Origin of the sequence: Nocardioides pelophilus (genome assembly GCF_014180685.1) — a bacterium.
Lineage (GTDB): Bacteria > Actinomycetota > Actinomycetes > Propionibacteriales > Nocardioidaceae > Nocardioides > Nocardioides pelophilus.
In genome coordinates this window covers 44,645-71,316 of the sequence record NZ_JACEHF010000006.1, presented here as the reverse complement: position 1 = coordinate 71,316, position 26,672 = coordinate 44,645, and the positions used below count along the sequence as shown (strand labels likewise).

At 68.6% G+C, this 26,672-nt stretch carries 19 protein-coding genes and 1 pseudogene; 11 read left to right on the top strand and 9 right to left on the bottom strand.

The genetic code is table 11. The features are described 5' to 3' along the window. Positions 1 to 1,804: MobF family relaxase (mobF, locus tag H0488_RS03050; protein ID WP_183097808.1), on the bottom strand; the 1,804-nt coding region annotated here is incomplete at its 3' end. Positions 1,805 to 2,146: 342 nt separating this feature from the next. Here mobF and H0488_RS03045 point away from each other — a divergent pair. Then, positions 2,147 to 2,419 (top strand): hypothetical protein, encoded by a 273-nt coding sequence (locus tag H0488_RS03045; RefSeq protein WP_246371378.1) that lies wholly within the window; start codon positions 2,147 to 2,149, stop codon positions 2,417 to 2,419. 816 nt (positions 2,420 to 3,235) lie between these two features. On the opposite strand, the gene H0488_RS03040 is transcribed toward H0488_RS03045, so the two are convergent. From H0488_RS03040 to H0488_RS03030, 3 genes are all read right to left on the bottom strand, one after another. Then, complete coding sequence (locus H0488_RS03040) at positions 3,236 to 3,874, bottom strand: hypothetical protein (RefSeq protein WP_183097806.1); 639 nt, start codon at positions 3,872 to 3,874, stop codon at positions 3,236 to 3,238. 270 nt (positions 3,875 to 4,144) lie between these two features. Continuing rightward, a complete protein-coding gene (locus H0488_RS03035; protein ID WP_183097805.1) occupies positions 4,145 to 5,035 on the bottom strand; it encodes a hypothetical protein in 891 nt (296 codons plus the stop codon). A gap of 70 nt (positions 5,036 to 5,105) precedes the next feature. Then, positions 5,106 to 5,489, bottom strand: coding sequence for a hypothetical protein (locus H0488_RS03030; protein ID WP_183097804.1), 384 nt, complete (start codon positions 5,487 to 5,489; stop codon positions 5,106 to 5,108). 604 nt (positions 5,490 to 6,093) lie between these two features. On the opposite strand from H0488_RS03030, the gene H0488_RS03025 reads away from it, so the two are divergent. Beyond that, positions 6,094 to 7,434: a DUF7937 domain-containing protein gene (locus H0488_RS03025; RefSeq protein WP_183097803.1), complete on the top strand. Its 1,341-nt coding sequence runs from the start codon at positions 6,094 to 6,096 to the stop codon at positions 7,432 to 7,434. A 170-nt stretch (positions 7,435 to 7,604) separates the two neighbouring features. Continuing rightward, the gene (locus tag H0488_RS03020; RefSeq protein WP_183097802.1) at positions 7,605 to 7,916 is read left to right on the top strand and encodes a hypothetical protein; all 312 of its coding nucleotides are present in this window, start codon (positions 7,605 to 7,607) and stop codon (positions 7,914 to 7,916) included. Positions 7,917 to 7,976: 60 nt separating this feature from the next. Here the strand turns inward: H0488_RS03020 and H0488_RS03015 are convergent, their stop codons facing one another. From H0488_RS03015 to H0488_RS03000, 4 genes are all read right to left on the bottom strand, one after another. Then, positions 7,977 to 8,189, bottom strand: coding sequence for a hypothetical protein (locus H0488_RS03015; protein ID WP_183097801.1), 213 nt, complete (start codon positions 8,187 to 8,189; stop codon positions 7,977 to 7,979). A gap of 78 nt (positions 8,190 to 8,267) precedes the next feature. Continuing rightward, complete coding sequence (locus H0488_RS24890) at positions 8,268 to 9,431, bottom strand: RCC1 domain-containing protein (protein WP_183097800.1); 1,164 nt, start codon at positions 9,429 to 9,431, stop codon at positions 8,268 to 8,270. 92 nt (positions 9,432 to 9,523) lie between these two features. Continuing rightward, positions 9,524 to 9,772, bottom strand: coding sequence for a hypothetical protein (locus tag H0488_RS24885; protein WP_183097799.1), 249 nt, complete (start codon positions 9,770 to 9,772; stop codon positions 9,524 to 9,526). A gap of 611 nt (positions 9,773 to 10,383) precedes the next feature. Further along, positions 10,384 to 11,385 carry a hypothetical protein gene (locus H0488_RS03000; RefSeq protein ID WP_183097798.1) on the bottom strand — a complete coding sequence of 334 codons (1,002 nt, stop codon included), beginning with the start codon at positions 11,383 to 11,385 and terminating at the stop codon, positions 10,384 to 10,386. Positions 11,386 to 11,805: 420 nt separating this feature from the next. On the opposite strand from H0488_RS03000, the gene H0488_RS02995 reads away from it, so the two are divergent. The 5 genes and pseudogenes from H0488_RS02995 to H0488_RS24530 all read left to right on the top strand — a co-directional run bounded on the left by H0488_RS02995 (position 11,806) and on the right by H0488_RS24530 (position 16,685). After that, positions 11,806 to 14,157 carry a PQQ-binding-like beta-propeller repeat protein gene (locus H0488_RS02995; RefSeq protein WP_183097797.1) on the top strand — a complete coding sequence of 784 codons (2,352 nt, stop codon included), beginning with the start codon at positions 11,806 to 11,808 and terminating at the stop codon, positions 14,155 to 14,157. 48 nt (positions 14,158 to 14,205) lie between these two features. After that, positions 14,206 to 14,970, top strand: coding sequence for a hypothetical protein (locus H0488_RS02990; protein ID WP_183097796.1), 765 nt, complete (start codon positions 14,206 to 14,208; stop codon positions 14,968 to 14,970). Next, positions 14,949 to 15,419 carry a nuclear transport factor 2 family protein gene (locus tag H0488_RS02985; RefSeq protein WP_183097795.1) on the top strand — a complete coding sequence of 157 codons (471 nt, stop codon included), beginning with the start codon at positions 14,949 to 14,951 and terminating at the stop codon, positions 15,417 to 15,419. Before H0488_RS02990 ends, H0488_RS02985 begins: the two co-directional genes overlap by 22 nt. A 107-nt stretch (positions 15,420 to 15,526) precedes the next feature. Beyond that, positions 15,527 to 15,967, top strand: a pseudogene (locus H0488_RS25220) (hypothetical protein); the annotation flags it as partial. A 4-nt stretch (positions 15,968 to 15,971) separates the two neighbouring features. Further along, entirely contained in the window at positions 15,972 to 16,685 is a 714-nt protein-coding gene (locus H0488_RS24530) for an alkaline phosphatase family protein (RefSeq protein ID WP_183097812.1), read from the top strand. An 8-nt stretch (positions 16,686 to 16,693) separates the two neighbouring features. Here H0488_RS24530 and H0488_RS02975 read toward each other — a convergent pair whose 3' ends face one another. Continuing rightward, positions 16,694 to 17,590 carry a hypothetical protein gene (locus tag H0488_RS02975; RefSeq protein WP_183097794.1) on the bottom strand — a complete coding sequence of 299 codons (897 nt, stop codon included), beginning with the start codon at positions 17,588 to 17,590 and terminating at the stop codon, positions 16,694 to 16,696. A 42-nt stretch (positions 17,591 to 17,632) separates the two neighbouring features. Here H0488_RS02975 and H0488_RS02970 point away from each other — a divergent pair, with 42 nt between their 5' ends. Genes H0488_RS02970 through H0488_RS02960 form a run of 3 tightly spaced genes read left to right on the top strand, consistent with a single transcriptional unit; the run spans position 17,633 to position 26,670 of the window. Continuing rightward, complete coding sequence (locus H0488_RS02970) at positions 17,633 to 19,501, top strand: fibronectin type III domain-containing protein (RefSeq protein ID WP_446685600.1); 1,869 nt, start codon at positions 17,633 to 17,635, stop codon at positions 19,499 to 19,501. A gap of 14 nt (positions 19,502 to 19,515) precedes the next feature. Further along, the gene (locus H0488_RS02965) at positions 19,516 to 25,677 is read left to right on the top strand and encodes an Ig-like domain-containing protein (RefSeq protein ID WP_183097792.1); all 6,162 of its coding nucleotides are present in this window, start codon (positions 19,516 to 19,518) and stop codon (positions 25,675 to 25,677) included. 21 nt (positions 25,678 to 25,698) lie between these two features. Further along, positions 25,699 to 26,670 carry an AAA family ATPase gene (locus tag H0488_RS02960; RefSeq protein ID WP_183097791.1) on the top strand — a complete coding sequence of 324 codons (972 nt, stop codon included), beginning with the start codon at positions 25,699 to 25,701 and terminating at the stop codon, positions 26,668 to 26,670. The last annotated feature ends 2 nt before the right edge of the window (positions 26,671 to 26,672 follow it).

Here is a 26,672-nt window from a genome sequence, read left to right as displayed (position 1 = left end):
CTGTCGTGTCGCCGTTGGCGGCGGCTTCGGCGATCGCGATGCCGACGCGGACCTCGCTGATGGTGCGGCCGCCGGTGCGTCGGGCGGACTCGACGATGCGCCGTTCGGCGTCGACGACCGCCTGGGAGGTGTAGAGGCGGGCGCCGGCGAGGCTGTAGACGCTGACCACCTCCTCACCCTGTGCGCCCCGCTCGGTCCGCTCGGTCCGCTGGAGGGGAGCCGGGATCGTCACGCTCCGCCCGTCAGGAAGCTGGGCCGCGGTGCGCGCGTGGGTGAGCGGGTCGGGGTCGTTGAAGGCGACGGAGTGTTCGCCGATCGCGGTGGCCACGACCCGGTCGACGGCGGCGTCGAGCTCGGTCGGCCTGATGCCGTGGGCGCGGGCCTGGCGCTGGGCCTCGGCCCGCAGGTGCCAGATCTGCCAGGTCGCACGGTCTTCGGCGACCCGTTCGACGACCTGCTGGGCGGTCTCGGCGACCCACTCGTCGGTGACGTCTTGGGCGTCGGCGCGGTGTCCGAGGCAGTCCTCGACCATGTCGCGGACGGCCTGCTCGCTGCCGATGATGTCGACGGCCTCGCCCAGCCATGCCGTCCGCTGGTCGGCCTCTGCGCGCGGCGCGTGCTTGGACTGCCGGGTCTGCTCCCACGCCTGCTCTTTGATTGTGACGGCCTCGCCTTCGGTCGGAGGGCGACCGTGCTCGGTCTGGAAGGCGGCGGCGAGTTCCCGTCGACGGGCCTCGATCAGGGCGTCGCGCTTGGACCAGGTCTTGGCCAGCCGCTCGTCCACCCCGACGATTTCGCGTACGGGACGCCTGGCGACGCCCTTGGCCAGCCCGCTGCGGCGGTTCTCGAACCGAACCCCGAGCCGGGCGATGAGCTCGGACTCGATGAGGGTGTTGTACATCTCCGCGAGGGTGACGTTGGCCTTGAACAGAACCCGTCCGTCGACGGCAAGCCAGCGGCCGGTCTCGTCTTGAACCTTGTTGCTCACCGCGACATGGGTGTGCAGGTGCGGGTCGGAAGAACGGGCGTCGCGGTGGGTGAACATCCCCGCGATCAGCCCCTTGGCCTTGACCTGCTGGATACCGCCGCGGCCGCGGCGCGTGAACAGCACCTCCTTCTCCAGCCACGACAGCGTGGCCTCGACGGCCGCGTGGTGGGCGGCCTCGATCTCCTTGGCGACCTCCCGGTCGGCCAGCGCCCACAGGGTGGAGACGGACTTCACCGGGGCGAAGGTGAGGTCGTAGCCGGCCACAGCGGTGGTCTGCTGACGGGTGGCCTTGGCCATGAACGAGCCGCGCTCGCGGTCGTCGATCGGAGCGCGTCCGTGCTCGCGCAGGAAGTGCTCGTTGCCCAGTTCGGTGCGGATCGCGGCCCGTATCTCGGCTGGCACCGGGGTCTTCCAGTGCTCACCGTGGGCCAGGTTGTAGGCGATGTAGCGCTTGGCGGTTTCTTGGATGAACTCGGGCTGGTTGCCCAGGTAGCGGGCGAACACCCGACCCAACTGGGAGGTCTTCTTGGCCTGCTCGACGCTCTTCCCGGCGTCGAGAGCGGCGTTCTCCAGCCGCTCCGCATCCGGATGGCGGCCCTCGCCGAACAGGTTCCGCATGTGGGTCTCGGTGACCTGCGAGCCCACCTCGAGGTCGAGCGCGCCGAGCCCGGACCCGAACCAGCGGCCCGGTGATTCGCCCTTCTCGGCATAGTAGTCGGCCAGTCCGGCGTGCCCGCGGTCGGTCGCATCGTGCACGGCGACCTGGCGGGTCAGGTACGTGTACCCGTCGCCCGAGGTCAGCTTGTGCACACCCATCACGTCTCCCAGAAGCAACGGCGGCGGGCGCGGATCGGACACCTACCTGGCACCGAGTTCCTTCAGTGCATGGGGTCCGAGGGATCTGGTGAGGTTCAAAGTCGGGTGAGTGGATTGGCTCGGTGGAGTGCGAAATTCACGGGTCGTGAGGTGTCCGATCCGGAGCGGGCGGGGTTGCTTCTTGAGGTGTGAAGGGTCGCGGTGGATTTCCGTGACGTGACGATCAGGAAGAGGTGGTCCCCGATGGGGAAGGCGGCACAGGCACAGTCAGGTCGGGATCGGGCTCGGGACGCGCGGTTGAAGGCGGCGCGGGAGCGCCGGCTCCGGCTTGACCCAGACCAAGTGGCGCGGGAGCAGCGCATCGACGAGGCGTCGGTCGACGTCGAGGTCGCCTGGGAGGAGCGAGCCCAAGCCGAGCAGGCGATCGCAGATGCCGAGGCCGCGACGGCGGCCGCGATCGAGCGCCTCGTAGCGGAGAAACTGACGGTGAAGGACATCGTGCAGCTGACCGGCCTCGACCAGGCGACGGTCCGGCGACTGCGGCAGCTCGTCGCCGGCGAAGACACGGGCGAGGACGCCGGCCGCCCTGCGGCGGCCGGCATCCAGGTCGCGTGATGGACGACCACGGGACCCGCGAGTACGCGGTTCGCGAGCTCGGCGAGGACGCGGTACGAGACCTCGAGGTCGAGGTCGTCAAGGCGCACGCGGGCCGCCTCAGCCCCGGGACCTTCGTGGCCATGGGCATCCCCACTGCGTCGCGATCCGCTAGGGCTCGGGGTGGGAGCCGGGTTCGCCGGCACCGACACGTCGGGAGAACGACGGACTGTCGGTCCGCGCTCGCGGGCGCCTGGATCAGGCGGTCGGCATGAGCGAGGGGCGGGTCACCTACCATCGCCACCGACTGGGGCGCGGGCGAGGTGTCGGTGCGGATCGAGGCGAGCCCGGTAGAGGGCCAGCGGTCGGCCCGGACCTCGCCGTCGGCGGTGAAGTTGACTCGGCACCCGGACGGCCACGTTGCCCTGCAGTTGACCAACCATGAGCGGCCGGTCCCGGGAACGGATACGCAAGCGGCGGGCGCACTCGGCCTCAAGGTGGAGGTATGGGTACGCAGCCGCAGCTCGATCGAGCTCGGGCTGGCCGCCGTCGCAGAGCAGAGGCCCCCGCGGGGCCTCCGGGCGTCAGCGCCGCGCGGCGTGAGGTGCGTGCTGACCTCACGGCGGGCATCGGTGTCAGTGGACCGGAAGTGGCGCGGTGAGCGGCCAGCCGACCGTCGTGGCGTCGCGACGGCGTCACCACAAGTTGCTGCGGCTGATGGCATGGATCGCCGCGCTCTAGGAGGCTGAGGAAGCCGAGAGCTTCGACTACTCGTCCACGGACACGACCGGGGAGGTTAGCTCCCGGGAGGCGACAGATCGTGACGGTCGGGTGCCGCTACCCACCTGTGCGGTAAAGGAGCCGAGCGAACGCTCGGGTCTTCTTAGCCGGGACCTTCCCGGGATGACGCCTGACCTGCGCGTCAAGGATCCACTTCCCTGACCGGATCCAGACCGACCGGTACTTGTAGTACACACCTTCGAACGTGGTTCCCCACATCGCCTGGAACCCGAAGGTGTCGTCACCGATATTCGGAGCGTTCATCTTCGAGATCCGGGAATAGGTGTCGACGTCCTCCCGGAAGCCCAGACACCCGTTCACCTGACTGCGTACCTGACGCATGACCCGCTTGGCCTTCCTCGCCGTGGCGAACTTGTACACCCACGGGTACGGCCTGGTCGCGCGGCTCGGCGACGTGTCTGGAAGGTTGTACGCCCCGATCCACACGTTGACCAGCCCGGACGTGTCGGGATCCTCCACGCCTGCACAGCTCGGAAAGAACACTCCACCGTCGTAGTCGGACTCGATCTCGAGACCGTTGACGAGCGGGAACAGCTTCTTCACCGCCGCAACCTTCGGGAAGCGGTCCTTGATGCCGTCCGCCCCCGCGGGTGTCGCGGGAACCAGCACGAGTGCGATGCATACGATCAGGAACGCTGCGAGTGACGTCGCGATCGGGCGGCGGGTTGGGTGCATGCTGGTCTCCTGATGCTCGAGACCCGTGGATTCAGGCCCCGTCCGGGATATTAGGTGACGTGACCGGCGCCGTGCCGGCTTTCGGTACCTGGGCAGGCGGTGCGGTTGTCGGGCTGGCAGGGATCGAACTTTCGACCTCCGGCCCCCAGACCCGCGCGCTGCCTCTGTTCTCCTTCTAGGTGCGACCTGTGGAACTGTGTCCCGCCCGAGCGCGGGTACAGAGCGGTGGTGGTTGCCCGAGTCGTGCCTGGACCGCTCGGTGCGGTGGATTCAGCGGTAGTCGAACTTGGTGCAGGCGTCCTCGAGGAGGATTTCGCGATTGCCTCGAAGGTTCACTCGGATCAACTGGTCCTGACCGTCGACAACGATCCGGTTGTCGGCCGCCCAGATCGGCTCCGCGCCACCACATGTAGATGGCAGCCTCCGAGCGATCAGCCGAGCCGATCCGCCGCCCACCGGCTTCCGGATTAGTCGTACGCCGTAGTTTCGCTGTAGTCCGACCCACTTCTCGTTGGGCGACCAGCCGAAGAACCCGTCGGGCAGGGCGGAGCGTCGGCCGGTGCGGAGATTCAGAGCGGTCCAATCTCGGGAGGTCCAGCCGGCCCACCCAATCTTCCCGCCATTCTGAGACCACACCAGGTGGCCGCAGTTGTCCCCGCAGCCGCCGACGTTGCGCGCCAGCAGACGGAGACGTCGGCCGTCGCGGCGAATGCTGTACAGGTTGATGCGATCTCTGGTTGTTCTGGCGATGAACGCGACCCTCCGGTCCCTGGGGCCGAAGTCGACCGAGTCGATGAATTCGAACCGGCCGGCGACGCGTCTGAGAATGTTGCGAGGGCTTCCGGATCCGTCGCTTGCCGCGAGCATGATCCTGTTCGACGGCACGGGCTCACCGCCGTAGTACGTCCAGGCGACCAGGCGACCGCTGCGTGAGAGGTGCACGTTCTGCGGCGATGACTCGCCCTCGTAGACGGTGGTGATCGACGAGCTGCGCAGGTTCTTGACCTGGACCGCGGGCACCTCGCCGTCGTAGTCGACCCAGGCGACGCGGTGCGGTAGTCGTCGCGGGGCCGCGCTTTCGGCGGCGGTCGCGTCAGGGAGGGCGACCGCCGGGGCGACGAAGGTGAAGAGGAGGAGCGCCGCGTAGATTCGGAGGATCACTGGATTACGCCTCATTCGGTGGTGGGAGTCGGGTTTCGGGAAGAGCGCATTGGGCGTGGAGGTCCAGCTGCTACTCGACGATGTTGAAGTGGACCCACTTCCGACCCCGCGTGCACGTGATCAGGTCGACGCCGTACCGCGCCGTGCAGCGGAAACACTCGACCCGGAACTCGCGCTTGCCCGTGTTGGCCTTGTCGACGGCCTTGCGGATGATCTTGCGACCTGTCCGGCACCGCATGTTCCGCACCCACAGGTTGTCGAAGTCAGGGCCGTACATCGGCGGTCGGCAGGCACGCTTGGCAAGAGCCGTCGACGATGCCGACGTCCATGCCGACGAGCCGAGCGGCGTGGCCGCGAGGTGCGGCGCTAGGCCGATCATGAAGGCGATGACGGCTGCGAGACGCAGCGGTGTGGCGAGAGTGGCCACGTTGTCCTCCATCGGGAAGTTCGACATCAGGTCCGAGAAAGGGATTGCGTGCCCGATTCGGCGTCGGCCCACGGCGGAACACCACGTGCAACAGTCCGACAACCTAGCGGCGCCGTTGGGGACAGGGGAGCGGTTTCGCGAGTCGTCCACCTGGTTGCCGTCGGTGTCCATGCTCGGGCAGCCGTCCGCGAAGCGTCCATGGGGCGATGTCCCCATAGACCGTGCAGGACCCGGTCTGCCATCGTGGGCGCGACCTCACCGGGCTCGGCCGGAACGTGCGACGCGAGTCGCTGGGCGATGGAGAGACCACATGAGCCAACGCTTCTGCACGCACTGTGGCGCCGCACTGGGAGGTGCGTTCTGTGCTATGTGCGGACGTCGGGCCGAGGTGCCGTCGGATGTGCCGCCGCAGCCTGCGGCGGGCTCCGTGACTCCACCTCCGCCCCCACCTCCGCCTCAGACGGCGTCAATGCCTCCGCCGCCCCCTGCTACCACGCCGGCGATGGCGTCGACACCTCCGCTGCCTCCAACAACCGCGCCACCCACCATGCCGCCACCGCCCCCGCGTGCGCCGGCAGCGCGACCTGCGGCCGCCACACCTGCCTTCACTAACCCGTTGGCGGGTTGGCCGATGCGGGATTGGCTGCGGGATGCCACTGCGGTCCTCCTGCTGCTGGTGGCGTTCGCGATGCCGTGGGACCTTGGAAGCGGTGGGATCGAGGAGGTCAACGACCACTGGTGGGTGGTACTGAGCATTGTGGCCGCGCTGGCCGTATTGGCGGTCCCGTACGTCGGCGCAGCTGGGGTAGTGCCGGCGCTGACCCCGCAGCTCAGTTTGCTGGTGAAGGCGGCGGCACTCGGCCCACTCCTGCTGTCCCTCTTGCTGCTGGGCGTCTTCGAGCTCGCGAACCTCACCGACGGTTCGGAAGGCGGCATCGGCACCGGAGCCGTGGCCGTGATCGCCGCTGCGGTGCTGGTGATCGCGCCGCGCCGGTTTGAGGGTGCCGAAGGGCTGGAAACCCGGGGTGCCGTCGCGGGCCGCGTCCTGGTCGCGGTGGGCGTCGGCCTGCTGACCTTGACCTGGCTGGTCGAAGTGGCGCGCTACCTCACCAGCGACATCGGGGAGGGGTTCATCTCCACCCCGGCATGGAGCCGCGCGCTCGTCATTATGGGCTCCTTGCTCGCCACCGCCCTTCCGATGGTGTTCGTGGGGATCGCGACCATCCGGGACACCGGCTGGCTGCCGGTACTGGCATCGGCCTGCGGCAGCTACCTCTTCGTCGGCCTGGTCGGCCGGATCGACGAAGAGTCGTCTGCGTCAATCTTCGACGACTCCTTCGACGCCCCGACGTTCTTCAGCGTCTCGGTGGAGAAGCTCACCCACGAGCCCGGCCTATTCGGCTACTCCCCGCAGGGTTCGGGAACCATCCTCGTGGTCGCCGGCACAGCACTGCTGCTCGCACTGCACCGCAGTGCCGCGGACCTCACGACGGATGCGAGGAGCTGGCTTCGAACCGCACGGATTACCGGCTACAGCGCGGCAGCGGCGGTCTTCCTGCTGCTCGCCTTCTGCGTGATCGCGTTGAGCGTCTCCGCGGCGAACGACGTACCAGTCGATCTCAACGGCTCCCTGATCAGCGCGCTGATCATCTTCGGCGGGGGTGGGGTGTTGGCAGCGGCGACCGGGTTCAGCCTCAACGGGTCCGACCCACGACGATCGCGAGCCCTCCTGCTTGCAGGAGGATGGCTGCTGGCGGGAATCGTGATGACCGCGCTGATCTCGAGCGGCCGGAGTCAATCTGGCTTCTTCACCGTGTTCACGGCGATGGGCGTCCTAGAGACGTTCCTGATGTTGGCAGCACCGTTGCTCGTCATCGGTGCGCTGTGCGTCCCGAGGTCGGTACGCGCGACGTTGCCACCGTTGCTGCCCGAGGGAACCTGGGCTGCGACCCCGCCGAACCGGCCGGGGTAGGCGCGCCCGCGGGACTGCCGTCACTGGCAGTGAATCCGCCCAACCCCACCGTGAAGCCGCGGTCCGTCGCCGCTGTCTCGGCCCCACCGCTCTCACGGCGCTCGGGGTCGGTTGGACATGCGACGTGTGCCGCACCCGCGAGGCCGTCGATGGCCCACGCGTATGGATCCGTGGGCTCGACACCCGGGCACCTGTTCGGTGACTACTGCTTCTGCAACGACGACCCGACAACGCTTGCCGAGAACACGAGCAACCTGCTGCCATCGTTGCCGAACTTGCTCGTGGCCGAAGTTCAGCACCGCTTCGTCTACAGCGATCGGAAGCACGGAACGACCTACAACCCCGACGCACTCATCGGAGGCCGGGCTCTCAACTGCCGGGAGGGTCTGGCGACATTCGAGGCCGACCACGGTCTCAGCGCCGATGGCAACTTCGACGAAGCCATCTGGCGCTTGTTCCATGTCTATGCCAGCTGCCCGTGACCGCCTCTGTTCGGCACGCTCACCGGCGACCTGCTCGACTGCCGAGGGCTGTCGAAGGTCTCACGCCGATGCCGCGCCCACGGCGATGAGGACGGCGATGAACCCCACGAACTGCACCGCGAGCGCGATGTCGATCCAACTCAAGACGATCGCCGCCGTCGCGATCCCGGCGGCACCGACTTCGCCGTCGCTGGACTGGGTCTCACGGCGTGCCTTGTGCCCCAGCCACAGGGAAAGGGGCGCAAGCAAGCAGAAACAGGGAGCTCCGGCCACCGATGGAGATGACCAATGCCCAGACAGCGGTCGCGCTGGTCGGCGGTTTGCCGAAGGGGGGCGCAACGACCGGCTGATTCACGACGCGCCCGGTTCGATCTGTTGGGGGACGGCCGGGTCGATGAGCGGGTCGGTTGATTCATTGTGGCTGCGGGACGTCGCGCCCCAACACCAGGCGTCGCCGGCGTCGTCGATTGCGCAGTTGTATCCGTCTCCGACGCTGACGTCTCGCCAGCCACCCCCACCCGGGGTCGCTTCAACCGCGACGAACTCGAGGGACTCGTCGACCTCGTGGGTGCCCAGTTGCCCGAAGTCGTTTGCGCCGAGGCACACCAGTTGTGTGCCTTCCTCCACGGCGCAGAGGCTCTCGCCGAGGCCGAAGGTGGTGTAGCTTGCGTTCTCAGGGATAGTGACATGCTCATCGGAGTCTGGGTCCGGGAAGATGTCGCAGTGAATCCGGCCGCTCGTGTCGAGGCCGCAGACCAGCGATCCGCCGACCCGGATCGACTCCCATTCGATGGTCGGGTCACCGACCTGTTCGGGATGCTGTGGTTCGGTGGCCTCGTCCGCCGAGTCCCCGCCCCAACACCACAACGTGTGGTCGCCGTCCAGCGCACAGGTACGACTGGCTCCCGAAGAGACCTGTTCCCAGGTGGTGCCCGTGCCGACCTGAATTGGGAAGAGGACGTCGGTGAACGTTCCGTCACCGACACTGCTGTAGTAGTTGCTGCCCCAGCACCACAGTTCTCCAGCGGTCGTGATGGCGCACGTGGCGTATTCGCCGACCTCTACGCTCGCCCACGCGTCGTCGGCTCCCACCTGGGTCGGCCGCTCGTAGTCGGCCTCGTCGTCGGCGTTGCCGACGCCGATTCCGAGATTGGCGTTGCTGCCCCAGCACCACAGGGTGTTGTCGTCGCGGATCCCGCACGTGGAGTAGAACGACGTCGACACTTGGGTCCAGTTGTCTTCACTGCCCACCTGGACTGGCGTGTACGGGCCACTGGCCTGACCGTCGGGCTCGCCGGCACCGTAAGCATTCGGCTCCCAGCACCACAGCGTCCCCGGCGCATGGACGCCGCACGCCTGGTAGTAGCCCGTCGTGATGCTCGTCCATCCTGCCGAGGCAGGACGGTCGTTGCCGTCGTCGTCGTCGGGATGGTTGGTCGTGTCGGATCCGCATCCTGCGATCAGCAGGGCCACGGCCGCTGTTGCGGCGAGGCGGGCGATTGGGCTGTAGTGCACGGATCCTCCGATGAGGTCGATGGACGAGGGCGGCAGCTGCTGCCGGACCGGGAGTTGGATGTGCCAGGTCGAGGGACCGAGGGGCCTGGCGCTCAGTCCCCGTCGAGGGGGAAGAGCGCGGCGTCTGTGCCAATGGCGTCGACGTACTCGATGCCGGGGCCGCTGATCTCGGCGACGGTGAAGTGCTCGCCCGAGCCGGCCGATCCGAGTCCAGGGACGTAGAGGTGGATGTAGTCGTAGAGCTCCTCGTCGCCTGATGGAGCTTCTGGCGTGTAGAAGTCGTGGAGCACGAACTGCCCCAATGTCGTGCCTGACTCGCCCGGTGCCAGGTTTCCGCTCACGCCAAGCGCTCCCTGGCCGACTCCGGCGATCGACTCGCAGCTCGCGCCGTCCGAGTACGCCGCTGCCCCCTCGAACGCGTCCTCGGGCGGCGGGTAGCCGTCGTAGTCGTCCGGGCCGCCCCTGTAGAAGAAGACGACGATGTTTGTGTCGAACCCGTCTGTGGTGTTGGTCCGGGTGACCCGGAACGGGAAGACGGCATCGCGCTGTTCGTCGTAGATGCAGTCGTTGTCGAGGAGTTCTGGGATAACCGGGCGCCGAGGCTACGTCGTAGAGGCCGGCGACCTCGAGGTCGACTCTCACCCTCGAGCCGTCGTCGGCGAGCGGCGAGAACGACCACGAGCGGTCGTAGTCCACGTCGACGGCCTCAGCGGACGTCGATCCGGTCGAGGCTGAGTACGCCGGGTCCTGTGTGACCTCGGTCAGCGGTCCGCCGTCCGAATCCGAATCGTCACCGTCTTGGCCGCAAGCTGCCACGGGAAGCAGAACGGTCACGGTGAGCGCGACCCCTGACCACCATCGACGTATGTTCGGCTGATCTCCCATCTCATCGAGCTCGCCGGTGGCGCTTCCGGGTCCGTCAGATCTCTGTGTACGCAGCATTTCGGTGCCTTTAGCAGGGGCCTTCGCCCTCGAAGATCTTGATCGGCCTGCGCCGGCTCACGATCATCGATCCGAGAGGGGTCGCCCGCCGCAACTGCTCGCCGTTGAAGAAGAACGAGATGAAGTTGCGCTGTCGGCGCACCCAGAACACGTGCTGGCCGTAGAAGTTGACATCCGGTCCGCGGAGCCGGGCGCCGTACTTGCGGCGCAGCACGCGCAACGGCGTGCCGACTCCGACCCGTTTCGTGGTCGTCGGCCCCTTGCGGAACGTGCCGACCGCGATGATCCGGTCGGTCTCGCTGTTGGTCGCGAGCCACGAACGCCGGTACCGGCGGCGGAGCCGCAGCTGCCAGCCGCAGACCTCGTCGGTGTAGACCCAACGGACCATGCCCGTGGCGACGGCCGCGTCGGGACCCATGCCGGCCTTGAGTGCGCCGTACCGGCCTGGCGCGTAGTGCGCCTCCGTGCCGGCGACCTGGCGGAACGACGACTCCCAGCTCGCGCAGAGGTTCGGCAGTCCCGCTCCCTGCCAGGTGCGCCATCGCCGCGGCAATGGGCCGCCGGGCCGGCGTGCCTGCTTGACGTGCAACCGCGTGTAGGCCTTGTGACCTCCGCAGGTCCGAATACGCGACGCACGAAGCAGCGTCCGCACTGGCTTGTCGTAGTACCCGCCCCCGGGCATCGTCGTGTAGCCGCGGCCGCGGCCGATGGTGCGTCCGTCGCCCCAGTTTCGCCAGGTCAGGCGCCTCACGAGGCCCCCCGGACTTCCTCCGTTGTAGAGCACCCTCGGAGCGACGCGCCCCCAGCCGCGCCCGTACGGCGGTGAGTGGCGACGCAACCCAAGGGTCGGAGCGTCGGTCGCAGTCGCCTCGGCCTGGAGCGCCGGGGCGGTTGCCGTCGCCGGGGCGGCCGCGGGGACCCCTGCGAGCGCGGCCGCCGCGACCACGGCCGCGAGGAGTGTCGATGACAGACGTCGTACGACGGGCGCACGGTCGCGAACGGGCTGGGTCACTGTGCTTCTCCTGACTGGCGTTGATCCAGTTCGGCCCGAGCCCGGCGCGATTCGGATGGCCAAAGGCTCCCAGCGCAACCGTGGTGTCGGCAATGGGGTGTTCGCCCCATCGACGGGCAGGCGCGCAGATCGCATGATGCCGCAAGGACGGGCCGCGTCGTCGTTGTTCCGGCAAACCGCCGCGCAGCGCCGTGCCGCTCCACTAGCGTTTCGGCCGGCCCGGAGAGATGGGGGACCATGACGCCGAACTTCTGCCGGCACTGCGGCGCCGGCCTGACACCAGGCGCCTCCTTCTGCGCCGGATGTGGTGAGCGGATCGCCCCAGTCGATCCACCCACCGCCCCGACACCTCCGTCACCGGCCCCGGCGCCCCCATCGCCACCAGTGGCTATCGAACCTGTGGCGCCGACTCTCGCTCCGATGCCCGCGCCACCGCCGACTGCGCCAGCGCCGACCGCCTCACCCCCGATCTCGCCGCCGGTCGCTCCGACGGCAGGGCGGCCGCGCCGCCTCCCGTTCGTTCTCGCGCTCCTCGCCGTCCTAGCAGTGGCAGGTGCCGGCGGCGCCGGGATCACGTACCTCGCCAACCGGGACAGCGACAATGACACGACCGATCAAGCTGGGGAGCGCGCCGGCGGTCTCGACGTGGAGACCGCCGGCTTTGGCAGCGGTGTGAGCCTCGCCCAGGAACCCGGCGATCAGTGGCTCTTCGATCCCGACGAGGTGCTACCGGGCAGCGACGTCGGCTACGAGCCGCTGTACTTCGACGATGTCATCGTCACCGACCTGTCCACCGAGGACAACGACTACGCGTTCGTGAGCATCGACACCGACACCGGCGAGGTGCTGTGGGACAAGACCGACGACGAGATCGGCGACTGGTGCTCGATGGTGGGCGACGGGAAGGCCATGGTCTGCGCCGCGGCCGACGACTCGGGCATCGTGGCCGTCGATCCCGTGACCGGTGACCTTGGCGCTAGCTATCCGGTCGACGACCCGTGGTGGGCCAACAGCGTCGGGTCGACCGTGTACGTGGGCTCACGACTGACCGGCCGCTACGACTACGACACCCGGCTGACCGCCTTGGACCTGACCACGCTCGAGCACCAGTGGACTCTCGACCTCAACCCCGGCGGCGGCAGCGAGGACTACGGCAGCACCGTCGTACAGCCCGCCGGCGGCGAGCTGTACGTCCAGACCGGGCCCACTGCGTGGCGTCTCTCCACGTCGGGGCAGGTGCTGTCGCGGTTCGGGATGGATCTGGACGAGACCCTGGCCGAGGGCTACATCATCAAGTACGGCCCCGGAGTCCGGACCTGGGACCGCAACCTCGTGCTTCGTGGACAGGGATCGATCTGGAACGGAGTCGACAGCGACATCGTCGAGGGCCGGGTCGGGATCGGGGACACGCTCTACGACGTCGCCACCGGACAGCCGATCTGGTCCGCGCCGGACCTCGCCGGTTACGACCCCGACTCTGTCTCCTGGGAGTGGGCATCGGGCTACGACTACGTCTTCGCGAACGACCCCTACGACCCCTACGACGAGTACGACGACGGCGGCACTACGTTGGTCACGGCCTCCACGGGTGAGCCGCTGTGGCACAGCGAGACCCCGCTGGGAAACTACGACACCGTCCTGACCGACGACGCCATCGCGACGGTCTCCGACGAGATCCCGTACGAGGTCGTGGTGCGGGACCTCGATGACGGTGAGGTGGCATGGACGGCGTCCGTGGACGACGCGGTCGAGTCCGAATACCCACTGGTCTCCCCGGCGCTCACTGCCCGAGCCCTCATCATTAGGAGCGACGACGCGATCTTGGGGTTCACCGACTTTCCTACCTCGGGAGGCAGCGACGAGGGCGACACGACGAGCGACGACACGGCGTACTCGACGGCGTGCGGTTCTCCACCGGAGTTCGTGCCCGTGGAGTCCGCCGCCGCCAACGGCGGCATCACCATCACCTACGAGGTGCACGCCACCTGTCCCGGCGGGCAGTGGCTGAATCTGAGCCAGCTCCGGGTTCCGCTCGTGGTCGACGGCGACGGCGCGAGCGCCGACTCCGGCTTCGTCTACGCCGACGGCTACTTCGACTTCAGCGCCGATCCGTATTGGGTCCCCGACGATGGCCTGACCCTTGACCTGGTCTACCCCTACGGGCAGACCACCGTTCCGGCCGACGACATTGCCGCCGCGATCGACGAGGACGGCGGCACCAGCAAGGTGGTGTTCGTGCCGTGTGAACCCGGTCCCGCGAACATCGACGGCGCCGTACCTCCGGGTCCTGAGTACGGTGCCGACCCCTCGGATCCCAACCTGGCCGCCGGCGCACCTGACCAGAGCGCCAGTCCCGAGGACCGCGATGAGTCCGCGTTGGAGGCGCTAGAACGCATCGCGGCCGAGGACGAGGCTGCTGTGGAGGCGCTCGACTGGACGGCGCAACTGTCCTCGAAGCAGCCCGGTACGTACGACGACGGCATCGTCTACGACAGTTATGACGACATCCTGGCGCTACACCTCCAGTTGCGTGCCCAGTACCCAGCCTCGCTCCTCGTCTTCAGCTCCGAGTGGCGCGGCACCTACGGTCCATCCAGCCGGAACTACTGGGTGACGCTCAGCGGCGACTCGGAGCTCACCACCCGCCCGGTGCTGGACTGGTGCTCCTCGACTGGCCGCGGCGAGGGCGACTGCTGGGCAGTGCGGGTACGCCGCACCGGCAAGCCCGCACGCAACGTCGACCACGCGCCAGCCGACGCAAGGAACAACTGACCATCCGCGGACTCGGAATTGTCAACCACCCGATATGGAGGCAGCAAGATGGAGTCGAGAGCAAGGGAATCGCTGCTGACGTGGTCGGCGATGCTGTTGGTGTCGGTTATCGCGTTGACGGCGTGCGGCGAGACTTCAACAGACTCCGGCGAAGACGCCGACGCCTCGACTGAATCCGGGACGTCCGATCCGCCGACGGACGCCTCGCTCGCCGACTTCTGTTATGCAATCCAGGGCATCGACTCCCTCGAGGACGGTGCGCCGCCGGATCTGATCCAAGAACGGATCGACCTCCTCGCTGAGACCGGGACGACTGCCGATGCGCCCGACGACCTCCGCCGCGACGTTGTCTGGTTGGTCGAGTGGGCGCGCGAACGCGGCGACCAGGTGATCGTGTCCGACCTGGACGCCGCCTCCGACCACGAGGACGCACGGAACGCGCCCAGCCCCTACGACGATCCCGATCGGGCGCTGACCGAGTACCGGGAGGACAACTGCGACGGCGTCTACGTCGATGACTTCAGCACCGAAGGCCAAAGCACGGACGAGGACACGATCGACAACATCTTGTGGGAACGCAACCAATACATCGAGTCTGGCGAATGCGATCGTCTGCCGGAGCTGTACACCGCCGACTCAGCGATCGATGCCGAGTCATGCTACGCGGGGACGGAGACGACCTACGAGCTGGTCGGAGGCGGCGTGACCGGACCCGACAGCGCCGATCTCCTGGTCGAGACCGCAGGCGGCGAACGGTGGTCGATTGACGGTGCTGTGCGAGAGGACGGCACATGGAAACTCACCGCATACTGAGCACGGCGCACGCAGGAACAGCCGCGCTTCTCGGAGCCGTGCTCCTAGTACTGACCGCGTGCGGCAGCGGGACCAGCGACGACACCGAAACCAGCGCCGACCCGGCGCAGACCACCGACGCCGGCCCGCCGCCGACCGCCCCCGAGGAGGTGGTACTCGCCTACTACGCCGCTGACGAAGCCAAGGATTGTGCTGGGATCGTGGCCAACCTCAGCACCAGTGCGCGGGAGCGAGGTGTGCTGTGCGAAGAAGACGAGCTGGCTGCCTTCGACGGGCCCCCGATGACGGTGGAGATCGTCGACTCCGTGGTGCGTGAAGCCTCGGCGACCGTCACCGTCAACGAACTGCGCAAATTCGATTACGGCGAGATCGACAGCATTGAGGTGGACGTCGTGCTCCTCGTCGAGAACGGTGAATGGAAGATCAACGAGTTTGTTTCAGATTACTGACCAGCGCCCCTCCGGTTCTTGCCGCTGCGGCCGTTGTCTTCAGTACTTGCCTCTTCGCTGGCGCGACAACCAGAGCCAGCGTGCCCCAGCCGCTAGGGTGAGCGCTCATGTCTCATCTGTCGCCGCCCAGATCCAGTCGGACGGCAGTCTCAGCGGTCGTGATCGCGCTCTTGGTCGCACTCACAGGTGGCGGGCTGTGGTGGGCGCTCGGGCAGAACGAGCCCGACGGAGACGGCGCGAGCTCTGCCCCGCCGCCCGAATCGGACGCAGCCTCCGCAACCCAAGGTGGCAGCCCCGACGACAGTCCCGAGAATGCACCTGGTGAGGGCTCGAGCGCAGACCTCAGCGACCAAGCCGAGCAGATCGCAGCGCAGGAGTTGCCGGACGATCCCCGGATCGTGGTCATCTCGATCGACGGGCTGGGGTCGACGTGGGTGAACGAGACGTCCACCCCGACCATCGTCCACCTGCTGTCCGAGGGGGTGGGCACGCTCAACGCCCGCACCTCGGTCGAGAAGACGGTGACTCTCCCCAACCACACCGGCATGGTCACTGCCGCGCCGGGTCGACGCGGCACAGGGCGGCCACGGCGTCACCTGGAACCACACGTCGGCGAAGTCCGTCGTCCCTGGTACCGAGTCGGTCTTCACGACCATCGCAGCCGCGGACGGATCGAGCGCGGTGTTCGCCGGCAAGACGAAGTTCGAGATGTGGGGTCGCGCATGGCCAGGGGCCATAGACCGGCTCGTCATCAAGCCACGCCAGTCGGCGCTCGTCAAGGCCGCGATCCGAGACCTCCGCACCGACGACCATGACCTCGTGTTCCTCCACATGGCGAGCCCCGACTCCGCCGGCCACGACGCCGGTTGGGACAGTGCGCCATACGACGAAGCGGTCGCAGAAACCGACGCCGACGTCGACCGCGTCGTGTCCGCCATCACTGCCGACCCCGAGTTGGCTGGCGAGGTGATCGTGGTCCTGACTGCCGACCACGGGGGGCTGCCCGGCACCTCAACGCACGGCGATCGGTTTCGCCCGGAGAACTACACCGTTCCCCTCTTGGTCTGGGGCGCCGGAATCGAGCCGGGCGACCTCTACGACCGCAACCCCGGGTACCGCGACCCCGGCACGACTCAGCCCGGGTACGACGGCCCGCAGCCCGTCCGCAACGGCGACATTGCCAACCTGGTGACCGACCTGCTCGACGTCGGCCCGGTGCCGGGAAGCCAGTTCGATGCGCGTCAGGACCTCGCCGTCGTCGAGTAGCACGGCAGTCAGGACCGCTTGCCGCGGAGCTGGGCGATGGGCCGAACCTGCAACTCGCGAAGCGCGGCGTCGTACTGCGCCCGGTCGGTAGCGTAGATCGTCACCGACCACAATCCGGTGGGCGCAGCATGATAGATGGCGACCTTGTATCCGACATCGGAGTCCCGTGAGACCACCTGCAGCGCCTCGAGATCGGTCCTGCCGTCGGGCGCGGCGATCGGGGCAAGGGTGATGCCACCGTAGTAGCGCTCAAGCGCGCCGCGGGTGCGCCACTCGCTGTAGTGGAACCGCACCGCAGCGCCGCCGATGGTCGGCGCGCAGTCGACCTCCGTCGGCCGCCGCACGCCGACGCCTGAGTAGCAGCCCGACCCGGCAGAGGAGGGGAACACCCATGCCATCCCGTCCACTCCGGTCGGACGCGCGCAGCTCGCGAGCTCGGTCACCGCGGCGCCGCCGTCCCAGCACCGAAACGTCCTCGGCACGGCGGTGGTTGGATCGGCCGCAGGTGCGGAGGCTGTCGCTCCTGCGTCGGACGCCTCGGCCGCGTCCGGACGGTCGCCGGGGTCGACCGGACGGTCGTCGGCGGCCGTATCATCGGCACCCTCGTCCTTCTCGCCACCGAGGACGAACACGACGCCAACAGCGCCGATGAGAGCGGCCAGCACTGCGGCGATCACCAGGACCAGCACCGTCCCGCGACGGGGCGCGGGTTGGCTCTGGGCCACCGGCAGTTCGGCGGGCGGGATGGGCGGGGCGGGCGCGACCGGCGGCGGCCCTGCATAGGACGGGAGCGGGGTCGAAGTCGGCGCCGAACGCTCGGTGGGTGCGTCGTCTGTAAAGATCGGGCCGCTCGTCGGTGCCGGCGGGTGGTACGCAGGCGGGGCCTCGATCGGGGTGGTCGGCACGCCTGGCAAGGTATCTGCCGCCGGAGCCGGCGGCGGAGCGCCATGCAGCGTGGGATCCGCGGCAGGACCCGACTCGGTCGCCGTCACCAGCTCACTGCCGCACCGCGCGCAGAAGCGCTGGTCCTCACGGACGCTGGGCGTCCCACACAGCGAGCATTCCATGGTTGCGGAACTGTAGTCCGCACCCCGGCGCCGTCAGAGGAAGTTCGAGGAATTCTCGAATCCTCCGCGCGTCGCTTTTCGGCAGCCGCTACGGTGCGGCTCGCACCGCGTCACGATGGGGTGGGCTCCCCATCGACAGGAACGCATCCCTTCCTCGATCGTGGTGCCGCGACTCGGGCGAACCCACGAAGTTCAACCAGGGGGGATTGGATGAGTCCCAGGTCCTTCCGCGGCGCGGCGCCACGCGCCGTGGCAGCCGTGCTCTTGATCGTCAGCGTGGTCGGGTTTGGCCCGACTGCGTCGCCGGCCGTCGCCCGCGCCGGCCGGGTNGTCGCCCGCGCCGGCCGGGCCCCCGTAGCGCCCACCCACATTCACGCCTCGTCCCGCGACGCCGCGACCGTCGTGTCGTGGCGGCAGCCCGACTTCCGCGGACCCCGGGTTCAGCACTACGAGGTCCGGTTCAACGGGCGGGTGACGCGGACGGCTGACAGGCGCGTGCGGCTGACCGGTCTCGTCAACGGCACGGACTACCGGATCAGTGTCCGTGGCATCAACCGGCGTGGCGCGGGGCCGTGGTCGGCGGCCGTGGTCGATCACCCGAACGGCGAACCAGTGGTTGCGCGAGCGCCGGCGATCGTTGCCGACGGTCCGGATGCAGATCCGTCGGCGCTGATCAGCTGGACGTACGACGACAACGGGCACCCGGTCACCAGGTACGAGGTGCGCCGCACGGGCGGCCGCACCGTTGCCTGTCGCGCGGCGCCGGACACCGCCTGCCGGGTCGCTCTCCGCGAGGGCCGGGATGACACCTTCCAGGTGCGGCTCTTCAACCGCGACAACCCGAGGGTCAGGGCGATCGACGGTTGGGGCCCCTGGTCGCCGGCGACAAGCGCCGCACGTGGTGCAACCCAGCCCGGCCCGGTGCGCAACCTGACCGTCGCGCCGACCGGCCGGTCGCAGCAGGCGCGGGTGACCTTCGGCGGCGCGGACCTCCACGGCGCTCAGTCCGTGCAGTACTACTACCGGGTCAGCGGCAGCGCAGCCCACCCGATCACGTCGCCGGCGGTGATCGGCGGCCTCCCGAACGGGTCCAACGTCAACGTGTCCGTCTGGGCCGTCACCACGGCCAACGGTCAGCAGTCCGCGCCAGGCCCCGAGGCGAGCGACACCGTCAACACATTCGGCCCATGCACGGTCAACGTCTCACCGGGGACCGCTGGCTACCAGAGCCACACGTTCCACTGGTCGATCACCTCCCACGGCCGGCCCTGCAGTTGGAGTGGCGACGGCCCCGGTGGCGCGCCGCAGGGCAGCGGTGTCTCGAGCAACGGCCAGGTCACGAAGGCCGCGCCCGCCGGCGGCGCCACCACTCTGACCGTCATCGCCGCAACAGCTACCTCCGGCGACGACCCTTCCATCGCGTCGGTATCCGACAATGCGGCCGGCCCGGCGTGGCTCAAGCACACCTACGCGATCAAGCACGAGGGCATGAAGTCGCCGTGTGACTTCGAGGATTGCCGGTACGTCCACATCCAGGTCCACGACTGGAAGCCGAACAGCATCGTCAGATGCTCGGTGGCCGGCGCCGGCGCGCCCGACTGGTACGCAGACATCCACACCGACGGCGGTGGCGACAGCGGCTGGGTCAACGAGGGCCCCGCCGGGCGGCTCTACGACTCCGCCGGCACCCGGTTGGCGGACGGCACCTTCGACGGCGACAGCGGCGAGTTCAGCTGCACGCAGCAGTGAGCCGGGTCTGAGTGATGAGTCTGAAGAGTCGGGTCGCGGCGGCGATCCCCAGCCAACGCACCCGGACCGTCGGGGCGTTCACCGCGCTGACGCTCGCCCTGGCGACGCTGGCGGTCCTGCACGACGGGGTCGAGGTCAGCGACCTCGACCTGCACGACGGCGGCGTGTGGGTGACCAACCTTGACCTCGACGGCGTCCCGATGGCCGCGCACCTCAACTACGAGTCGCGCGAGCTGGACAGCTACACCGAGCTCGCCTCGACCGACTCCGACGTGAGCCAGGAGGCCAACGAGGTCGTCCTGCACGACCTGCGCGGCCACGGCATCCAGTCCGTCGACACCGCCACCTGGGACCCCTCCTCAACCGCGAAGCTCCCCAAGATCGCCGGGGCCACCCAAGGCCGCGACATCGTTGCCGTCGCCGACCCGACCGCCGGATCGGTCTGGGCGCTCCCGGTGGAGGAGACCAGCACCTTCGACCCGGCATCGCTCGCACCCGTGCTGGAAGGGAACGTCGGGGTGCGTGCCGTCGTCGGCAAGGACGACGTGATCCACACCGTCACGCCCGACGGCACCCTGCGCGACCTCACCCGAGTCGAGGAGGGGTGGACCGTCGAGGAGGTCGGCGCAACGCCTACCATCGGCGAAGGCGACGAGGTGGTGCTGAGCGCGGTCGGTGACACCGGCGTCGTGCTGAACAAGACCGCCGGCTGGGTAGCCTGGACCGACCACCGCACCGACGTGGACGGCGCGGAGTCACTCGAGCTGCAGCAGCCCGGCGACGACGCCGACGTCATCACCCTCGCCGGCCCATCGGGCCTGTGGCAGGTGCCGCTCGACGGAGACGACCCCGGCGACCCGATCACCACTCCCGCCGGTGGGCGCCCCGCCGCACCCGTGGTCGTCGGGACCTGCACCTATGCCGCCTGGGCCGGCACCGGCTGGTACGTGCGCGACTGCGACGACGACTCCGCCGACATCAGCCAGGCCTACCCCGAGCAGCTCTCCCGTCGCGGGGTGCCGAACTCGCGACTGGTGTTTCGCACCAACCGCGACAAGGTCACCCTCAACGACGTCGGCAACGGCGACATCATCTTGGTCAACGAGAACATGCTGCTGCTCGACGACCCGTGGGAGACGATCCGCCAGGAGATCGAGCAGGACGAGCAGGACGACCGGAACCAGGAGACGATCGAGTTCCGGCGGAACAAGAAGAACGAGCCGCCCCAGCCCACCGACGATGAGTTCGGGGTCCGCGCCGGCCGGCCGGTGACGCTTCCCGTGCTCGGCAACGACACCGACCCCGATGGTGACGTCCTGACCCTGTCCCTGGCTGACGGCGCGGAGAAGGTGCCCGGGCTGGGTGAGCTTCAGTTGGTACGCGACGGCCGCGCGGTGCGGCTTGTCGTCGACGACGACGCCACCGGTACCCACCAGTTCGACTACACCGCCGACGACGGCCGCCCGAACGGCACTGCGCCTGCAGCCGTGTCGGTCACGGTGCGCCCCCAGGAGCTCAACGAGGGCGTGCGGCTGGTGACGCCGAAGCGGCCGAGCAAGATGACGATCCGGTCGCGCGGTGCGGGTGAGCACCACATCCTGCAGGAGTGGGTCGACCAGGACGGCGACCCGTTCTGGGTCGACAACGTCGAGTTCCCCAAGGGCATGACCGGCACCTTCCGCCCCGACGGCTACATCCGCGTCGTCGACGACGGCCGCGAGCGCCCCGGCGATCGCCCCGTCACCGTTACGCTGACCGACGGTCGGGAGACCGGCACGATACCAGTCGATCTCATGGTGACCGTCAAGCCCGCCGACGGCCGCACCGAGCCGATCGCCCAGGCCGACTTCGTCACCGTTCTCGCCGGCCAAGAGGTCGATGTCCGCCCGTTGCGCAACGACGTCGACCCCGGCGGCGGGGACCTCTATCTCGAGCTGGACCGCGAGATCCCGCGCGAGCTCGACGTCACCCAGAACAACGACGACTCCCTCACCATCACCGGGCAGAAGGCCGGCACGCACTACATCGAGTACTCCGTCAGCAACGGCGGCGGCACCGCCACTGCCGTGATCCGTGTCGACGTGATGCCGGCGGACAACTCCGCTCGACCGATCCCGGACGACGACCTGGCCGTGCTCCCGGCAGGCGGCGAGGTTCTGGTGCCGGTGCTGGCCAACGACACCGATCCCGCCGGCGGCATCTTGGTACTCGAGTCGGTCAACCTTGACCGTGTCCACGGGGTCACCGCCGAGGTGGTCGACCACGAGCTGCTCCGGATCCGCGGCCGCGGCCTGGGCAACCAGACCGCGACCGTGCCCTACGTGGTCAGCAACGGCACGCTGACCGAGACCGGCAGTGTCACCGTCGTCCCCGACAACCGCGAGCGCTCCGGTGCACCCGTCGCCGGCGATGACACGGGCGTGGTCCGCGCCGGCGACATCGTGACCGTCAATGTGCTCAACAACGACGTCTCACCCGCGGACCGCCGGCTCCGTGTCAAGCCCAAGGTCGAGATCACCCAAGGCCAAGAACTCGGCCAGGCGTTCGTGTCCGAGGACAAGGTCCGGTTCGTCGCCAACGACCAGGAGGGCGAGGTCCGTGTCCGGTATGACGTGACCGACCCGCTCGGCAACGTCGACAGCGGCATCGTGCGGATCTCGATCCGCCCGAAGGGCCCGAACTCCGCGCCAGAACCCAAGCCACTTACCGCACGCCTGTTCCAGGGCGGCCACGTGGAGATCCAGGTGCCGTTGGCCGGGATCGACCCCGACGGCGACTCCGCCACGCTGGTGGGCCTGCAGGAGGCACCCACCAAGGGCTCGGTTGAGGTCGACGGCGACACGCTCACATACACCGCCACCCTGCCCGGCAGCTCGGAGGTCGAGTCCAACTACTTGGGCACCGACACCTTCACCTACCTCGTCGAGGACCCCGACGGCGCGATCGGCGAGGGCCAGGTCCGGGTCGGCATCGCGCAACCGCCCGCGACCAACAAGCCGCCGGTCGCCATCACCGACGAACGCATGGTCCGCACCGACCGGCTCGTCGCCGTCCCTGTCACCGTCAACGACATCGACCCCGAAGGAGAACCCCTCACACTCACCGACGCGACCACGCTCGAGGGCGACGCCGAGGTCGAGATCGTCAACGGGCGGCTCGAGCTCCGCACCCCCGCCGAACCAGGCACACTCCGGATCGGCTACACGATTGAGGACAAGGTCGGCGCGGCGACCGACGGCCAGCTGGTCGTGACTGTCGACCCGGACGCACCGGCGCTTCCGCCGATCGCTCGCGATGACCGGGTCCCGCTCTCGGCGGTCGTCGGCCGCCAGGAGGTCATCGTCGACGTCCTCGCCAATGACGAGGACCCCGACGGCGCCATCTCCTCGCTCGACCCGGTCACCGAGGTCGACGGCGTCGAGGCGGACGCCGACGGCCGGCTCCGCATCCCGCTGCGCGAGGAGCGTCAGGTCGTCGTCTACTCCCTCACGGATGCCGACGGCGAGGTCGGGCGCGCGGTCGTGCTCGTTCCGGGTACCAACTCTCCGGCCGCGAAGAGGCCTGTTCTTGCGCCGGACGCGGATCTCCCGATCGAGGTGACTGCGGGGGAGACTGTGCGGATCCCGCTGGCCAAGTACGTCGCGGTGCGTGAGGGCCGGGAACCGACGGTGCCGTTCGCGGAGAACATCCACCCTGGGCCCGGGCACGACGGATCGGAGCTGAAGCCCGACGACGAGGACGTCATCGTGTTTGGAGCCAACCCGCACTACTACGGCCCGACATCGGTGACCGCGACCGTCGCTGACAGCACCGGCGAGGATGACGCGGACGCGCAGTCGTCGGTGATCACGTTCCCGATCTGGGTCAAGCCCGGCGGCAGCACCAAACCGCAGCTGCGGATCCCCGAGATCACGGTCTCGAAGGAGGAGCCCTGGGTCGGCGACCTCTCGAGCCTGGCCACCGACCCCGACCCGGGTGACCAGGAGCGACTGGACTTCGAGATCGACAACGAGGACTCCGGTCTCGACGTCAGCCTGAATGACGACACGCTGACCGTCGCCCTCGGCGGCGGAGCAGAGCCCGGCACCCAGCTGCATTTTGACCTCATCGTCACCGACGGGACCACCGGCGACGTGCGCCGCGCAACGGTCGTCCAAGTGCTCGAAACCACCCGGCCGCCCATCACAACGCGACCCGTCGAGCTCGACGCGGCCGCCGGCGAGACCACCGAGGTCGACCTAGCCGAGTACGCGACGAACCCGTTCGAGGAGGAGGGCGAGGACCTCAGGGTGGTCGGAGAACCCACCGCCGTGCCGGACGACGCCGACATCAGCAGCTCGGGCACCACCGTCAAGATCACCCCGGGCGAGGACTACAGCGGCACCATGGTCGTCACCTACGTGCTGCGCGACGCGACCGACCTGGAGTCCCGAGAAGCGCAGGGCGAGATCCTGCTCCACGTCCGCGGGAAGCCGGACGCCCCCAGCGCGCCCACCGCCGACCCGACCGAATCCAAGACCGTCCAGGTCGACTGGCAGGCCGGGGACAACAACGGCGCACCGATCACGGGCTACACCCTGGAGTGGCGTGGCGCCGGCGGATCCGACAGCGTCAAGCTCGACGGCGCCACCACCAGCCACACGGTCACAGGCCTGACCAATGCCGAGCCATACCAGTTCCGGGTGCTCGCGACCAACGAGGTCGGCGACTCCGAACGCTCGGAGTGGTCGCGTGAAGCGATCCCGGATCAGGTGCCGCTCCCGCCGGCCAACGTCAAGGCGTCGTTCGGTGACGGAAACCTCGAGGTCAGTTGGACCCAGCCCGCATACGAGGGAAGCGACGTCCACACCTACGAGATCAGCTACAACGGGCGGATCACGACGACCGGCGGCCTCAAGACCACGATCAAGGGACTCACCAACGGCACCGACTACCGAATCAAGGTGCGCGGCATCAACGACTCCGAACCGATCACCGACGGCAAGCAGGGCGCGAGCGCCTGGTCCACCGAGACTGCGGAGCACCCCAACGGCGAGCCGACCGTCACCGGAACTCCGACGATCGTCGCCGACGGTCCAGATGCCGATCCGTCCGCCCTCATCAGCTGGACCTACGACGACCACGGCCATTCGGTCGACCAGTACAGGGTGCAGCGCGCGGGCGGCGCGACGGTCGAGTGTCGAAAGGTCTCGGCGACCTCCTGCCGTGTCGACCTTCGCGAAGGCAAGGACGACAGCTTCCAGGTGCAGCTCTTCAATCGCGACAACCCGGACAGCGGGGCCATCGACGGCTGGGGCCCCTGGTCGGACGCAACCACGCCAGTGCGAGGCGCAAAAGAGCCCGGCCCCGTGCGCAACCTGACCGTCACGCCGACCGGTTCGTCCCAGCAGGCAAGGGTGACCTTCAGCGGCGCAGACCTGCACGGCGCGCAATCGGTGACCTACTACTACCGGCTCGGCGGCGGCGCACCTCACGAGATCACCTCACCTGCTGTGATCGGCGGGCTCCCAAATGGTTCCACCGTCAACGTGTTCGTCTGGGCCGTCACCACGGCGAACGGCCAGCAATCGGCTCCAGGCCCCGAACAGAGCGACGGGGTCAATGCCTTCGCGCCGTGCGCGGTCAGCGTCTCCCCGGGTACGGCCGGCTATCAGAGCCACACGTTCAACTGGTCAGTCACCTCCAACGGCCGATCCTGTAGCTGGAGCGGCGATGGTCCGGGCAGTGCGCCACAGGGCAGCGGGAACTCCGGCAGCGGACAGGTCACGAAGAGTGCGCCTGCCGGCGGCACGACGAGCCTGACCGTCACTGTGCGCACGAGTACGTCCGGCGACGATCCCACCGTGAGCACGCCCCCGGCGAGTGCGACCGGCGCGGCGTGGCCCAAGCACACCTACTCGGTCAAGCACGAAGGCGCCAAGTCGCCGTGCAACTTCGCAGACTGCAAGTACGTGTACATCCAGCTGCACAACTGGGCGCCTAACAGCAGCGTCTACTGCTGGGTCGCCGGCTCAGGAGAGGTCGACTGGTACGCGACGATCGGGACCGACGGCGGCGGCGACAGCGGCTGGATCAACCAAGGACCTCCCGGTCGCCTTTACGACTCTGCAGGTGCCCGATTCAGCGACGGCACGTTTGACGGAGATGGCGGCGATTTCAACTGCAGTCAGAACTAGGACGAGGAGAACGGAAGCCCGATGTCGATGACCCCTGAGAACGCCACCTGGTTTGCCCAGACGTTCACGAAGCTGACCGACAACATCGGCCAGGCCCTCCTGGGCAAAACCGACGTGATCCGCCTGGCGCTGGTCTGCATGCTGGCCGAGGGGCATCTCCTCCTCGAGGATGCGCCGGGCACCGGGAAGACCGCGCTCGCGCGGGCGATGGCCGCGACGGTGGACGGCACGCATAGCCGGATCCAGTTCACCCCGGACCTGCTGCCCTCCGACATCACCGGCATCACGATGTACGACCAGCGCACCAGCACCTGGGACTTCCACAAGGGCCCAGTGTTCGCCTCGATCGTGCTCGCCGATGAGATCAACCGGGCTTCGCCGAAGACCCAGTCCGCGCTGCTTGAGGTGATGGAGGAGTCGCGCGTCACCGTCGACGGAGTCCGCCACGATGTCGGCCGCCCGTTCATGGTGATCGCGACCCAGAACCCGGTCGAGCAGGCGGGCACCTACAAGCTGCCCGAGGCCCAGCTGGACCGGTTCCTCATAAAGGCGTCGGTGGGCTACCCCGACCGTGCCGCGGCTCGCCTCATCCTCGCCGGGTCTGCGAACCCCGACCGCACCCAGCAGCTCCGCGCGGTCGTCGCATCGGCCGCGGTGGCGCAGATGATCGACCTGGTCAAGGAGAACCACGTCGACGACGCGGTCCTGGAGTACGTCCAGCAGCTCACCGAGGCGACCCGTGACGACGCAGAGACGTCTCTGGGTGTCTCTACACGTGGCTCGATCGCCTTGGTGCGCGCAGCCCGGGTGCTTGCGGCGGCCCAGGGCCGCAACTACGTGACGCCTGATGACGTCAAGGCGCTGGCCACGCCGGTGTGGGCGCACCGGCTGGTGCTCTCACCGGAGGCCGAGTTCGCCGGCTCGACGCCGACCCAGGTGATGGGCCGCGTCGTCTCCTCGATCCCGGCCCCGCAGCTGCGCGGCGTGAGCTGAGG

Excerpts from the sequence above, each read along its gene's own strand:
- H0488_RS03040 (WP_183097806.1), bottom strand. The coding sequence starts at position 3,874 with ATGCACCCAACCCGCCGCCCGATCGCGACGTCACTCGCAGCGTTCCTG.
- H0488_RS03030 (WP_183097804.1), bottom strand. The coding sequence starts at position 5,489 with ATGTCGAACTTCCCGATGGAGGACAACGTGGCCACTCTCGCCACACCG.
- H0488_RS03025 (WP_183097803.1), top strand. The coding sequence starts at position 6,094 with ATGCGGGATTGGCTGCGGGATGCCACTGCGGTCCTCCTGCTGCTGGTG.
- H0488_RS02995 (WP_183097797.1), top strand. The coding sequence starts at position 11,806 with ATGCCCGCGCCACCGCCGACTGCGCCAGCGCCGACCGCCTCACCCCCG.
- H0488_RS02990 (WP_183097796.1), top strand. The coding sequence starts at position 14,206 with ATGGAGTCGAGAGCAAGGGAATCGCTGCTGACGTGGTCGGCGATGCTG.
- H0488_RS02985 (WP_183097795.1), top strand. The coding sequence starts at position 14,949 with ATGGAAACTCACCGCATACTGAGCACGGCGCACGCAGGAACAGCCGCG.
- H0488_RS02965 (WP_183097792.1), top strand. The coding sequence starts at position 19,516 with ATGAGTCTGAAGAGTCGGGTCGCGGCGGCGATCCCCAGCCAACGCACC.
- H0488_RS02960 (WP_183097791.1), top strand. The coding sequence starts at position 25,699 with ATGTCGATGACCCCTGAGAACGCCACCTGGTTTGCCCAGACGTTCACG.